The following is a 12,759-nucleotide window of genomic DNA, read 5'->3' on the forward strand; positions in this document are numbered from 1 at the left end:
CGACGGCCTGGTGGCCGCCGCGGCGATCCTGGCGATGCTCGACCGCAACCCCGGCCGGAAGCTGAGCGACCTCAAGAAGGCGCTGCCGGTCGCCTACACCTCGCTGACGATGAGCCCCCACTGCGCCGACGAGGAGAAGTATGGCGTCGTCGACGACGTGGTCGCCGAGTACGTCGCGCTCGCCGAGGCGGGCGGGACGATCCAGGGGCGGAAGATCGTCGACGTGATCACCGTCAACGGCGTGCGCGTGGCGCTGGAGGACGGCTCGTGGGTGCTGGTCCGCGCCTCGTCCAACAAGCCGGAGATCGTGGTGGTGGTGGAGAGCACCCGCTCCGAAGACGACATGCGCGCCCTCTTCCGCGAAGAAGTGAAGCCGCGGCTCGCGAAGCGCCCGCAGGTGGGCAGGTACAACCAGGAAATCTGAGGCGCGGTCAGAGCGCGGACTTTACGTCGGTCCTCGGGAAGTCGTCGCCCTTGAACAACAAGCCGTCGCCTTCGCGTTCAGCCAACGCGTAGGCGAAGCAGTCCGCCAAGTTCAACGGCCCACCGACGCCCTTCCCGAAGCGGGCGAACGCTGCGTATGCGAGATGAGCGTCAAAAGCAGCGATCTCGGCAACCTCGACGCCGAGCGCGGCCACGATGTTGAGGGCCCGATTCGCCCCCGGCTCGTTCGCTTCCCTGTACGCCCTGACGAGCACCTCCCAGTAGTTCACGGGAGAGATCAGCGAGGGCCCGCGCTCAAGAACGCGCCGAAAATCCTCGGCTTCAGGCTCTTCAAGGATGATCGCCAGCAACGCTGAAGCGTCGACAGCCATCATTTCGGAAGCCCATACTCGTCATAAAGGTCGTCGTCCGTGAGGGTCTGTCCTGTCTTTGGGAGAGCACGAAACTCCGCGATCAGTCGATCGACTTCGCGCCGGCGTTCTTCCGGACTGCGGGTTCGTCGAGCGCGCTCGGCGACAAGCCGGGCACCTTCCGCGACGACCCTGGTGATGGAAAGGCCGGTGAGCGCCGCCGCTTCACGAACTTCGCGCACCGCATCGTCGTTTCTGATCTGAATCGGCTTCGTCATGATTTTTCACCCTCTATCATGAAGTCGAAACGGGCGCTACGCGGCCCGCGTCTTGCTGACCCGCGGCCCGTATGTGCCGTTGCGGCGCGCCTCCACGCGTGCTGAAAGGCGCTGCCTTCGAAGGGGATTCTGCATGCGCGTGGCGATGATCGGGACGGGCTATGTCGGGCTCGTCAGCGGGGCGTGCTTCGCCGACTTCGGGCACACGGTGACCTGCATCGACAAGGACGCGGCGAAGATCGAGCAGCTCGAGGCCGGCGGCATCCCGATCTACGAGCCGGGGCTCGACCAACTGGTGGCCTCCAACGTCAAGGCCGGCCGACTCTTCTTCGACACAGACGCCACCAGGGCCATCCGCGAGGCCGACGCGGTCTTCATCGGCGTGGGCACGCCCTCGCGCCGCGGCGACGGCTACGCCGACCTCTCCTACGTCTATGCCGCCGCGGAGGAGATCGCGGCGCTGGTCGACGGCTTCACGGTGGTCGTGACCAAATCGACCGTCCCAGTGGGCACCGGCGACGAGATCGAGAAGATCTTCAAGCGCGTGCGACCCGACGCCGATGTCGCCGTGGTCTCGAACCCCGAGTTCCTGCGCGAAGGCGCCGCCATCGAGGACTTCAAGCGCCCCGACCGCGTCGTGGTCGGCACTGAGGACGAACGCGCCCAGGCGGTCATGCGCGAACTCTACCGGCCGCTCTATCTCAACGAGACGCCGATCCTCTTCACCAGCCGCCGCACCAGCGAGCTGATCAAGTACGCCGCCAACGCCTTCCTGGCGCTCAAGATCACCTACATCAACGAGATGGCCGACCTCTGCGAAGCCGTGGGCGCCGACGTGCAGCAGGTGGCCAAGGGCATCGGGCTGGACGGCCGCATCGGCGGCAAGTTCCTGAACGCCGGCCCCGGATACGGCGGCTCGTGCTTCCCGAAGGACACCATCGCGCTGGTCCGCACCGCCCGCGACGCCGGCTCCCCCGTCGAGCTGGTCGAGACGACCGTGAAGGTCAACGACGAGCGCAAGCGCGCCATGGCCCGCAAGGTCCTGAAGGCGGTGGACGGCGAGCTCGACGGCAAGACGGTCGGCGTGCTCGGCCTCACCTTCAAGCCCAACACGGACGACATGCGCGACGCGCCGTCGCTCGCCATCATCCCGGCGCTCCAGGACAAGGGCGCCAGGGTGCAGGCCTTCGATCCCGAGGGCCACGAGGCGGTGAAGATGCTGCCGGGCGTCGACTTCAAGGACGACCCCTACGCAGTGGCCGAGGGCGCCGACGTGCTGGTGATCATCACCGAATGGGATCAGTTCCGCGCGCTCGACCTCGACCGCATCAAGCTCCTGATGAAGAAGCCGGTGCTGGTCGACCTGCGCAATATCTACAAGCCCGCCGACATGAAGGCCCGCGGCTTCGACTATTCGAGCGTCGGCCGCTAGGCCGATGGCGCTGCGGCTCTTCCACGTCAGCGAAGAGCTCGACATCGCGCGGTTCGAACCGCGGCCGTCGCCCTCGACGAACACGACGCTGGGCGTCTGCGTCTGGTCGATCTGCGAGGCGCACCTGCCGAACTACCTGCTGCCCCGCGACTGCCCGCGGGTCTGCTTCCGCCGCGGACCGCGCACCACCGACGAGGACGCTGGACGCATCCTCGGTGGGGCGGACCATGTGGTGGCCTTCCCCGCGACGTGGCTGGAGGCGGTGCGGCGCGTGCAGCTCGCGGTCTACGAGATGCCGTCACAGACGTTCTTCGAGGCCAACGCCGAGGCCGGCTACTGGATTTCGCGAAACGCTGTGGAGCCGGTGCGCCGCACGCTGATCGACGACGCGCTGGGCGCGCTGGTCGGTGCGGGCGTGGAGGTGCGCGTGCTGCAGGACATCTGGCCGCTGCGCGACGCGGTGGTGGGATCGAGCCTGAGGTTCTCGATCATCCGTTGTCGGAACGCCGAGCCCCGGCTGGGCTAGAACGGCGGCGCTTCAGAACCCGCTGCCGGCCATCCGCATGAAGGTCTCGCCGATGTAGACCGCGCCAGCCCAGAAGGCCGCGCCCATCAAACCGACAAAAGCGAGGCAGGCAATGCAGCGCACGGGGCGCTCGGCCTGCCGCGCGACGCCCGAAAGGGCGAATGCGCGCCGCATGTATCCTCCCAAACCAGTCTTCTCTTTCGAGTCCACCGGATCGAGCCGGCGGATTGTATCGAGCGTGACACAGCAATTGCCGTTTGGCGACCCTTGCGGTTTCCCCCGCGGGCCGCGCGGACCTTCAGATAGTCGTGAAACTGGCCGACCCGGCCATCCGGGCGGCGGGCCTTGCCTAGGCGGCGGCCTTCTTCACGGCCCCGGCGATCTCCTTGACCAACTGGTTGACCAGCTTCTCGTCGTCGCCCTCGGCCATGATCCGGATCAGCGGCTCGGTGCCCGAGGCGCGGACGACGAGCCGCCCCGATCCGTTCAGCCGCTCCTCGGCCGCCGCGAGCACCGCCTTCACCTGGTCGCTCTCCAGCGGCTTGCCCCCCGCGAAGCGCACGTTCTCCAGGAGTTGCGGCACCGGCTCGAACTGGCGGGCCAGCGCGCTCATCGGCTTGTCCCCCTCCTTCAGCACCGCCAGCACCTGGAGCGCGCAGAGCAGGCCGTCGCCGGTCGTGGAGAAGTCGGAGAGGATGATGTGGCCCGACTGCTCGCCGCCGACGTTGTAGCCGGCCTCCCGCATCCGCATCATCACCGCGCGGTCGCCCACGGCGGTCCGCTCGAGCTTGAGCTGCCGCTCGGCCAGGAACCGCTCCAGCCCGAGGTTCGAGTAGACGGTGGCCACCACGCCGCCGCCGCGCAGCCGTTCGCGCCGCGCCCATTCGGCGGCGATCAACGCCATGATCTGATCGCCGTCGACGATCTGCCCTTTCTCGTCGCAGATGACCAGGCGGTCGGCGTCGCCGTCGAGCGCGATGCCGATATCGGCCCGATACTCCTTCACCGCCTTCTGCATGGCGGCGGGGTGGGTGGAGCCGCACTCCTCGTTGATGTTGGCCCCGTTCGGCGCCACGCCGACGGTGATCACCTCGGCGCCCAGCTCGTAGAGCGCGGCGGGGGCCACCTTGTAGGCGGCGCCGTTGGCGCAATCGATCACGATGCGCATGCCCGACAGGTTCAGCCGCCGCGGGAAGGTGGCCTTGGCGATCTCGATGTACCGCGCCTGGCAGTCGTCGATCCGCTGCACCCGGCCCAGGGCCTCGGGTCCCGACAGGTTCTGCTCCAGGCCCTCGCCCATGCGCGCCTCGATGGCCAGCTCCTGCTCGTCGGAGAGTTTGTAGCCGTCGGGCCCGAACAGCTTGATGCCGTTGTCGGTGTAGGCGTTGTGCGAGGCCGAGATCATCACGCCCAGGTCGGCGCGCAGGCTGCGGGTCATCATCGCCACGCCCGGCGTCGGCAGCGGCCCGAACAGGCGCACGTCCATGCCGACCGAGGTGAAGCCCGCCACCAGCGCCGGCTCGATCATGTAGCCGGACAGCCGCGTGTCCTTGCCGATCACCACCAGATGGCGGCGCTCGTCCTTCGACATGAAGAGCTTGCCGGCCGCCATGCCGACGCGGAGCGCCACCTCGGCGGTCATGGGATGGCGGTTGGCCTCGCCGCGGATGCCGTCAGTGCCGAAGTACGCGCGTTTGCTCATGGGGAGGGCTCGTGGAGGACCGGAGACGTTCCGAAACAGACTTTTAGTGGGTCCGACCTTAGCTGATGCTAAAGCGCCGCATGATCCGGCCACCCACCGGATTCGCCTCTATCACAAAGGACGCTTCAGCCACATGTGCGGCATCATCGGCATCGTCGGGACGCGGCCCGTCCAGGATCGGCTGATCGAGAGCCTGAAGCGCCTGGAGTACCGCGGCTACGACTCCGCCGGGGTCGCCGGCGTCACGGCCGGCGGGGTGGTCCGCCGCCGGGCCGAGGGGAAGATCAAGGCGCTGGAGGAGGTGCTGGCGGCCGAACCGCTCGTCGCCACCGTCGGCATCGGCCACACCCGCTGGGCCACCCACGGCGCGCCGTCGGTGAGAAACGCCCACCCGCACGCCCAGGGCCGCGTGACCCTGGTCCACAACGGCATCATCGAGAACTTCGCCGAACTGCGCGAACGCCTTCAGCACGCCGGCCACAGGTTCGAGAGCGACACCGACACGGAGGTGATCGCCGCCCTGCTCGACAGCGAGCTCGCCACCGGCCGGTCCCCGCTCGAGGCCCTGAAGGCCACGCTGGACCAGCTCACGGGCGCCTATGCGCTGGCCGTGCTGATCGCGGGCGAGGAGGCGACGATCCTGGGCGCGCGGCGCGGCAGCCCGCTCGTGGTCGGCTACGGCGAAGGCGAGATGTTCCTGGGCTCGGACGCGCTGGCGGTCGGACCGTTCACCAACCGCGTCTGCTACCTGGACGAAGGAGACTACGTCGCCATCGACCACGCCGGCGCGGCCATCTTCGACGCCGCCGGCAGGCCCGCGCGCCGGGCGGTCAAGACCGTCGCCGCATCCGCCGCCCTGGTCGAGAAGGGCAACTACCGCCACTTCATGGAGAAGGAGATCCACGACCAGCCCGAGGGGTGCCAGCGCACCATCGCGGCCTACGTGGACGCCCTCACCTCGGCCACGGCCGTCCCGGGCGGCATCGACTTCGCCGGGCTCGAGCGCATCCAGATCGTGGCCTGCGGCACGTCGTACATCGCGGGCCTCCTGGGGAAGTATCTCATCGAACAGCTCGCCGACCTGCCGGTCGACGTCGAGATCGCCTCGGAGTTCCGCTACCGCCAGCCGGCGTTGCGTTCAGGCTCGCTCGTGATCGCCATGTCGCAGTCGGGCGAGACGGCCGACACGCTCGCGGCGCTGCGCTATTGCCAGGCCAGGGGGATGACGAGCGCCGCCATCGTCAACGCCACCGAGTCGACCATGGCCCGCGAGGTCGACGTGGTCTGGCCCATCCACTGCGGCCCCGAGATCGGCGTCGCCTCCACCAAGGCCTTCACCGCCCAGGTCTCGGTGCTGACCGCGCTGGCGGTCGCCGCCGCCCGCGCCCGCGGCCGCATCGACGCGGCAGAGGAGCAGCGCAGCGTCCGGATCCTGCTGGAAGCCCCGCGCCTCATCGCCGAATCCATCGAGCTCGAGGAGGCCGTCCGCGCGGTCGCCCAGCAGATCGCCCAGGCCCGCGACGTGCTCTTCCTGGGCCGCGGCCCGATGTATCCGCTGTCTCTGGAAGGCGCGCTGAAGCTGAAGGAGATCAGCTACATCCACGCCGAGGGCTACGCCGCCGGCGAGCTGAAACACGGCCCCATCGCGCTGGTCGACGACAAGACGCCCATCGTGATCCTGGCGCCCTCGGACAGCTACTTCGAGAAATCGGCGTCCAACATGAACGAGGTCATGGCCCGGGGCGGCCAGGTGGTGTTCGTGACCGATCCGGAAGGCCAGGCGCACGCCCCGAAGGGCGCCCGCGTCGTGGTCACCGCGCCCCGCTGCGATCCGCTCATCGCCCCGCTCGTCTACGCGCCCCCGATCCAGCTCCTGGCCTACCATGTGGCCGTGCTGAAAGGCGCCGACGTCGACCAGCCGCGGAACCTCGCGAAGTCCGTCACGGTGGAGTGAGTCCGCCTCACCTCCCCGCGAGGGGCAGGGCAGAACGAAAAACGGCCGCCCCGGAGGGCGGCCGCTTCCCAGCTATCTCGCTGAAGGAGAAGGCTTACTTCTTTTCCGGTTCGGCCGGCGGCGTGGCGGCCATCGAGCCTTCGGCGGCGGGAGCCGCGGCGGCGTCGGCGGCCGGAGCGGCAGCGGCGTCGGCGGGCGGCGCGGCCGGAGCGGCATCGGCGGCCGGGGCGGCGGCGGCGTCAGCGGCCGGAGCGGCCGGGGCCTCTTCCTTCTTCTGGCAGGCAGCCAGGCTCAGCGCCATGACACCCGCGGCGGCAACGGTCAGAATGCGAAGCTTCATTGAGTAGGCTCCCCTTGGGGGTGAATCCCCGAGCGGGCAAAGCCTACACAACTTCGTGCGATCTCAAAATCGTGATGGTCGCGCGCCTGCGAAAATTCCTCGGTCCGCCTCGCGGAACGCATTAGGGACGTCGCGACAGTCCGGAGGGTGAGCGTATGGGCAGACGGGTGACCAAGGCGGTGTTGCCGGTGGCGGGGCTTGGAACGCGGGTGCTGCCGGGCGCCAAGACGACGCCGAAGAACCTGCTGAACGTCGTGGACCGTCCCATCCTCAGCTACATCGTCGAAGAGGCCCGCGCGGCCGGCATCGAGCACTTCGTCTTCATCGTCGGCCGCGGCCAGGCCGCCATCGAGGACTATTTCGACACCATCCCCGAGATCGAGCAGGCGCTCGAGGCCAAGGGCAAGCTCGACATCCTGGCCGACGTGCGCCGCGACCTGCCCGAGCCGGGACAGATGAGCTTCATCCGCCAGATGGCGCCTCTGGGCCTGGGCCACGCGGTCTGGTGCGCGCGCCACGTCATCGGCGACGAGCCCTTCGCGGTGATCCTGCCCGACATGCTGATGGCCGCCGACCCGCCCGCGCTCAGCCAGGCCGTCGCGGCCTACGAGGAGACCGGCGGCAACATCGTCGTCGTGGAGCCCGCCCCGCCCGGCGAGGCGCACAAGTACGGCATCGTGGCGCTGGACGGTCAGGACGGCCGCCTCAACCGCATGACCGGCATGGTGGAGAAGCCGGCGCCGGGGACCGAGCCTTCGAACCTCTTCATCTCGGGCCGCTACATCCTGCAGCCGGAGATCTTCGAGATCCTGGAGACCCAGGAGCGCGGCGCCGGCGGCGAGATCCAGCTCACCGACGGCATGTTCAACCTCATGAAGTCGCAGGACTTCCACGCCCTGGAGTACGAGGGGACCACCTACGACTGCGGCGACAAGATCGGCCTCCTGCGCGCCAACGTCGCCTTCGCGCTGGCCCGCCCCGACCTCGCCGACGCCGCGCGGAAGATGATCCGCGAACTGCTGTAGGGGCCGTGCGGCTCTTCCTCTTCGGCTACGGCTTCACCGGGCGCGCGCTGGCGCGCCGGCTGGCCGCCGAGGGCTGGAGCACGGCCGCCACCTTCCGCGACCCCGCGACCCGCGATGCGATCAGCGCCGACGGCGCGACGCCGCTGGACCTCGCCGACCGCGACGCCATCACCGAGGCCCTGGGCGAGACCACCGCGCTCCTGATCACGGCGCCCCCCGGGCCGCAGGGTTGCCCGGGCCTGAACAGCCTCGTGGGACCGCTCGCCGAAGCCGGCGCCTTCCCGGACTGGACGGGCTACCTCTCCACCACCGGCGTCTACGGCGACCGGCGCGGCGGCTGGGTGACCGAGGACAGCCGCCTGGCCGCCCAGTCCGTCGAGGCCGCGCGGCGGGTCGGAGCCGAGCGCGACTGGCTGGAGGTGGGCCGCGGCATGGGCCTGACGGTGATGCTCTTCCGCCTGCCCGGCATCTACGGCCCCGGGCGCTCGGCGCTGGACCGGTTGCGCGAGGGTCGCGCCCGGCGGATCGCGGCGCCGGGCCAGGTGTTCTCGCGCATCCACGTCGACGACCTCGCCGCCGGCCTCGCCGCTTCGATCGCCCGGCCCCGCGCCGGAGCCGCCTACAACCTCTGCGACGACGAGCCGGCCCCCAACAGCGACGTCATCGCCTACGCGGCCCGGCTGCTGGAGATGGAGCCGCCGCCGGAAATCCCGTTGGCGCAGGCCGCCCTCTCGCCCGCCGCCATGCGCTTCTACGGCGAGAGCAAGCGCGTCTCGAACGCCCGCGCCAAGGCCGAGCTCGGCTGGCGGCCGGCGTACCCGACCCATCGCGAAGGCCTGCGGGCGATCCTGGCCGCCGGCGGCTAGTGTGCTGGATCTGAAGTTCGCCTGCTTCCGTGTCGGAGCGCCGAGCGAACTTCAGATCCAAAAAGCACACTAGAAACAGATATTTCCCTAGTGTCCTTATCGATTCCGAAGTTCGACTGAGTTCGCCTCAGGCGCCTGCGAACTTCGGAATCGGGACACTAGCTCACCTCCTCGACCGCCGCGATGATCCGGGCGATGTCCTCGGGCCGCGAGAGGCGGTGGTCGCCAGGGCGGATCAGCGTGAAGACCACGTCGTCGCCCTTCAGGCTGTTGGCCAGTTCCAGGGCGTGGCGCCACGGCACGTCCGGATCGGCGCCGCCTTGCAGGATACGCACCGGCGCCTCGATCGGGATCGGCTCTTCGCCCAGGATCGACCAGCGGGCGCCGTCCTCCAGCAGGGCGCGGGTGATCGGGTAGGGATCGCCGTATTCGCTCGGCCGCAGCCAGACGCCGTCGCGCTCCAGCGCCGCCAGCCCGTCGGCCGGGATCCCGGGCTTCATCAGCTTCTCGGTGAAGTCGGGCGCCGGCGCGATCAGCACCATGGCCTTCACCCGCCGCGGCAGCGCCAGCGCCGCCAGGCACGCGATCCAGCCGCCCATGGACGAGCCCACCAGCACCAGCGGCCCGGTCGTCAACTCGTTCAGCACCGCGATCGCGTCGTCGCGCCAGCGGGTGATCGTCCCCTCGGCGAACTCGCCCGTCGATTCGCCATGCCCGAAGTAGTCGAACCGCACGTAGCCGCGCCCGCTCGCCAGCGCCCACTCCGCGAGCGCCTCGGCCTTGGTCCCGGTCATGTCCGACTTGAAGCCGCCCAGCCACACGACGGTGGGGCCCGCGCCCTCCACCATGCGCCACGCCAGCCGCGCGCCATCAGGCCGGTCGAGGAATCCGCTCACTTCGCTCATGCGCGCCTCTTAGCAGCGGGGGCCAACTCAGTTTAGAGAGAGCGCGTGCCGTTACCCCCCGATTTCACGCTGCTGCAGGTCATCCCCGAGCTGGAGACCGGCGGCGCGGAGCAGAGCACGATCGACGTGGCCCAGGCCGTCGTCCGCGCGGGCGGGACGGCCCTCGTCGCCACGCGGGGCGGTCGGATGGTGGCCCGGCTCGAGGCCGACGGCGGCCGCATGGCGCAGATGCCGGTGCAGACCAAGAACCCGCTGGTGATCCTGGGCAACGCCGCACGCCTGGTGGCGCTGATCCGCCAGGAGAAGGTCTCGATCGTGCATGCCCGCAGCCGGGCGCCCGCCTTCTCGGCGCTCTGGGCGGCCAAGGCGACCGATACGCCGTTCGTGGCCACCTACCATGGCGTCTACAAGGCCCAGTCGGCGCTGAAGCGGTGGTACAACGCAGTCATGACCCGGGGCGACCTGGTCATCGCCAACTCGGACTACACCCGCGACCATGTGCTGGCCGAACACCAGCTCGATCCGGCGAAGCTGGTCACCATCCCGCGCGGCGTCGACCTGGACCGTTTCGACCCCGCCTTCGTCACGCCCAACCGCGTCGAGACCCTGCGGGCCGCCTGGGGCGTGGCCGGCGACGACCACCGCACGCGCATCCTGCTGGCCGGGCGCCTCACCCGCATCAAGGGCCACCTCACGGTGGTCGAGGCCGCGCGGACGCTGGCCGCCGATGGCCGCCGCGACTTCCTGGTCCTCTTCGCCGGCGACGACCAGGGCCGCACGGGCTACTCGGCCGAGCTGCAGGCCGCCATCGGCGCCGCGGGCCTGACCGACACCGTCCGCCTCGTCGGGCATTGCGACGACATGCCGGCGGCCTACATGCTCGCCGACATCGCGATCCTGCCGACCAGCGTGCCCGAGAGCTTCGGCCGCGCCGCGGTCGAGCCGCAGGCCATGGGCCGCCCGGTCATCGCGTCGGCGCACGGCGGCGTCACCGAGACGGTGGTCGACGGCGTCACCGGCTGGCTCGCGCCGGTGGACGATCCGGCCGCCTGGGCCGCCGCGCTGGCCCGCGCCATCGACCTCGGCCCCGCCAGGCGCATGGAGATGGGCGAGGTGGGCCGAAGGCGCGCCCGCCAGCTCTATTCGGTCGACGCGATGTGCGCCCAGACCCTGGCCGCCTACGAGTGGGTGCTGGAGGCCCGCCGCTGATGCCCCACGCTACGCCAAGGCTTCGCGGGGCCGGCGATCCTTCGAAGCTCGTGGAAGGAGCGACCTAGGATGCCCCGTCACGTCGAACGCATCCTGGTGATCAAGCTCTCGGCGCTGGGCGACTTCGTCCTGGCGCTCGCCGCCATGAAGCGGATCCGCCAGGCGCACCGCAAGGCGCACATCACGCTCCTGACCACGCCGCCGTTCGAGGCGCTGGCGAAGATCTGCCCCTACTTCAACGCGGTGGACACCGGCGGCCGACCCGAAGGCTTCCCCGAGTGGATGGCGTTGCGGAAACGGATCCGGGACGCGAACTACGACCGCGTCTACGACCTGCAGACCTCGGCCCAGTCGAACCGCATCTTCCAGCTCCTGCGTCCGGGCCCGCCGCCGTGGTCGGGCATCGCCTTCGGCTGCTCGCTGCCGCACAGAAACCCGCTCCGCAACGGCATGCACACGCTGGAGCGCCAGGCCGACCAACTGATGTACGCCGGGATCTGGGAGGACGCGCCGACCGAGCCCGGCGCCGCGCCGCCGCCCGATCTCTCCTGGATCGCCAGGGCCCGCTCGCCCGAGCGGCCGGTGCCCGGCGCCAACAGGCCGAGGCCCTATGTGATCTTCGTCCCTGGCGGCTCGGCCCACCGCATGGACAAGCGCTGGCCGGTCGAGAAGTATTCCGAACTCGCCCGCATCCTCTACGGCCGCGGCTTCGACATCGTGATCGTCGGCGGCCCGCAGGAAACCGATCTGGCGCATGAGATCCAGCGCGCCGTGCCGCGGGCCCGCGACCTCACCGGACGCACCGACTTCGCATCCGTCGCGCTCCTGGGCGCGAAGGCGGCGCTGGCGGTGGGCAACGACACCGGACCGCTGCATCTCGCGGCGGCCGGCGGGGCCCCCACGATCGTGCTGTTCTCCAGGGCGTCGGATCCGGCCCTCTCGGCCCCCCGTGGCCGCGTGGCCATTCTGCGGGCGGAGAACCTGGCCGAGCTGCCCGTGGCCCAGGTGGCGCAGACGGCGAACTCTCTCGCCCCGGCCCCTTCCGGCTGAGGCCTCGGTCGGAAAGCCTCGCAAGGGACTCCTTGTACGAAAGGGGTCCTGGCGGCATATACTGATCGGAACGACCGGAGCGCCTCGCGCGCGCCGGCGTTTCTGCGTTTTCAACAGTCTCGGAGCACCGCCTATTCGCCGCCCCATGCAAGCGCCGCCCGTCAAGGAAGGGCCGCGCATGAACGAAGATATCCGCGTTCCCCGCGTCCTCCTCATCGACCAGCACGGTGAGAAGCAGGGCGTCATGCCCACCTCCGCCGCCATTGAGGCCGCCGAGGAAGCCGGGCTCGACCTCGTCGAGATCGTGCCCAACGCGGATCCGCCCGTCTGCAAGATCCTGGACTACGGCAAGTTCAAGTTCCAGGAGCAGAAGAAGAAGAACGAGGCGCGAAAGAAGCAGAAGGTGGTGGAGCTCAAGGAAATCAAGCTCCGTCCGAACATCGACATCCACGACTACGAAGTGAAGCAAAAGTCGATGTACCGCTTCTTCGAGGAAGGCGACAAGGTGAAGATCACCCTGCGCTTCCGCGGTCGCGAGCTGGCCCACCCGGAACTCGGGATGAAACTCCTCCAGAAGGTGAAGGCCGACTTCGAGCCCGTCGCCAAGGTGGAGTACGAGCCCCGCATGGAGGGCCGTCAGATGATCATGATCCTGGCGCCCCGTTGATCCGGGCCGCC

The 12,759-nt window shown here is 69.6% G+C and carries 14 protein-coding genes and 1 pseudogene; 9 read left to right on the forward strand and 6 right to left on the reverse strand.

Annotated elements, in window-relative coordinates; translation table 11 throughout:
• Positions 1 to 424: pseudogene (locus tag JNL41_RS13490) on the forward strand (phosphomannomutase/phosphoglucomutase); the annotation flags it as partial.
• A gap of 7 nt (positions 425 to 431) precedes the next feature.
• Here JNL41_RS13490 and JNL41_RS13495 read toward each other — a convergent pair.
• Positions 432 to 818 (reverse strand): type II toxin-antitoxin system VapC family toxin, encoded by a 387-nt coding sequence (locus JNL41_RS13495; protein ID WP_293475726.1) that lies wholly within the window; start codon positions 816 to 818, stop codon positions 432 to 434.
• Positions 815 to 1,072 carry a type II toxin-antitoxin system VapB family antitoxin gene (locus tag JNL41_RS13500; protein WP_293475728.1) on the reverse strand — a complete coding sequence of 86 codons (258 nt, stop codon included), beginning with the start codon at positions 1,070 to 1,072 and terminating at the stop codon, positions 815 to 817. Before JNL41_RS13500 ends, JNL41_RS13495 begins: the two co-directional genes overlap by 4 nt.
• Before the next feature lie 133 nt (positions 1,073 to 1,205).
• Here JNL41_RS13500 and JNL41_RS13505 point away from each other — a divergent pair, with 133 nt between their 5' ends.
• Together JNL41_RS13505 and JNL41_RS13510 are read left to right on the forward strand one after the other, a co-directional pair.
• Positions 1,206 to 2,504: a UDP-glucose/GDP-mannose dehydrogenase family protein gene (locus JNL41_RS13505; protein ID WP_293475730.1), complete on the forward strand. Its 1,299-nt coding sequence runs from the start codon at positions 1,206 to 1,208 to the stop codon at positions 2,502 to 2,504.
• A 4-nt stretch (positions 2,505 to 2,508) separates the two neighbouring features.
• Positions 2,509 to 3,030: a DUF6886 family protein gene (locus JNL41_RS13510; RefSeq protein WP_293475732.1), complete on the forward strand. Its 522-nt coding sequence runs from the start codon at positions 2,509 to 2,511 to the stop codon at positions 3,028 to 3,030.
• 12 nt (positions 3,031 to 3,042) lie between these two features.
• Here the strand turns inward: JNL41_RS13510 and JNL41_RS13515 are convergent, their stop codons facing one another.
• Together JNL41_RS13515 and glmM are read right to left on the reverse strand one after the other, a co-directional pair.
• Entirely contained in the window at positions 3,043 to 3,204 is a 162-nt protein-coding gene (locus tag JNL41_RS13515; protein ID WP_293475734.1) for a hypothetical protein, read from the reverse strand.
• 175 nt (positions 3,205 to 3,379) lie between these two features.
• Positions 3,380 to 4,732 (reverse strand): phosphoglucosamine mutase, encoded by a 1,353-nt coding sequence (glmM, locus tag JNL41_RS13520; protein WP_293475736.1) that lies wholly within the window; start codon positions 4,730 to 4,732, stop codon positions 3,380 to 3,382.
• Positions 4,733 to 4,865: 133 nt separating this feature from the next.
• Here glmM and glmS point away from each other — a divergent pair, with 133 nt between their 5' ends.
• On the forward strand, positions 4,866 to 6,686 hold the full coding sequence (gene glmS / locus JNL41_RS13525) for a glutamine--fructose-6-phosphate transaminase (isomerizing) (protein ID WP_293475738.1): 1,821 nt from the start codon (positions 4,866 to 4,868) through the stop codon (positions 6,684 to 6,686).
• A 94-nt stretch (positions 6,687 to 6,780) separates the two neighbouring features.
• On the opposite strand, the gene JNL41_RS13530 is transcribed toward glmS, so the two are convergent.
• A complete protein-coding gene (locus JNL41_RS13530; protein ID WP_293475739.1) occupies positions 6,781 to 6,987 on the reverse strand; it encodes a hypothetical protein in 207 nt (68 codons plus the stop codon).
• A 194-nt stretch (positions 6,988 to 7,181) separates the two neighbouring features.
• On the opposite strand from JNL41_RS13530, the gene JNL41_RS13535 reads away from it, so the two are divergent.
• The gene (locus JNL41_RS13535; RefSeq protein WP_293475741.1) at positions 7,182 to 8,051 is read left to right on the forward strand and encodes a UTP--glucose-1-phosphate uridylyltransferase; all 870 of its coding nucleotides are present in this window, start codon (positions 7,182 to 7,184) and stop codon (positions 8,049 to 8,051) included.
• A gap of 5 nt (positions 8,052 to 8,056) precedes the next feature.
• Positions 8,057 to 8,917, forward strand: coding sequence for an SDR family oxidoreductase (locus JNL41_RS13540; protein WP_293475743.1), 861 nt, complete (start codon positions 8,057 to 8,059; stop codon positions 8,915 to 8,917).
• A 158-nt stretch (positions 8,918 to 9,075) separates the two neighbouring features.
• Here the strand turns inward: JNL41_RS13540 and JNL41_RS13545 are convergent, their stop codons facing one another.
• Positions 9,076 to 9,822, reverse strand: coding sequence for an alpha/beta hydrolase (locus JNL41_RS13545; protein WP_293475745.1), 747 nt, complete (start codon positions 9,820 to 9,822; stop codon positions 9,076 to 9,078).
• Positions 9,823 to 9,867: 45 nt separating this feature from the next.
• On the opposite strand from JNL41_RS13545, the gene JNL41_RS13550 reads away from it, so the two are divergent.
• The 3 genes from JNL41_RS13550 to infC all read left to right on the forward strand — a co-directional run bounded on the left by JNL41_RS13550 (position 9,868) and on the right by infC (position 12,748).
• Entirely contained in the window at positions 9,868 to 11,031 is a 1,164-nt protein-coding gene (locus JNL41_RS13550; RefSeq protein ID WP_293475747.1) for a glycosyltransferase family 4 protein, read from the forward strand.
• A gap of 69 nt (positions 11,032 to 11,100) precedes the next feature.
• The gene (locus JNL41_RS13555) at positions 11,101 to 12,081 is read left to right on the forward strand and encodes a glycosyltransferase family 9 protein (protein WP_293475749.1); all 981 of its coding nucleotides are present in this window, start codon (positions 11,101 to 11,103) and stop codon (positions 12,079 to 12,081) included.
• Positions 12,082 to 12,226: 145 nt separating this feature from the next.
• Complete coding sequence (infC, locus tag JNL41_RS13560; protein WP_293475751.1) at positions 12,227 to 12,748, forward strand: translation initiation factor IF-3; 522 nt, start codon at positions 12,227 to 12,229, stop codon at positions 12,746 to 12,748.
• Positions 12,749 to 12,759 lie beyond the last annotated feature (11 nt).

The sequence above is a fragment of the Phenylobacterium sp. genome (assembly GCF_016793285.1).
Classification (GTDB): Bacteria; Pseudomonadota; Alphaproteobacteria; order Caulobacterales; family Caulobacteraceae; genus Phenylobacterium.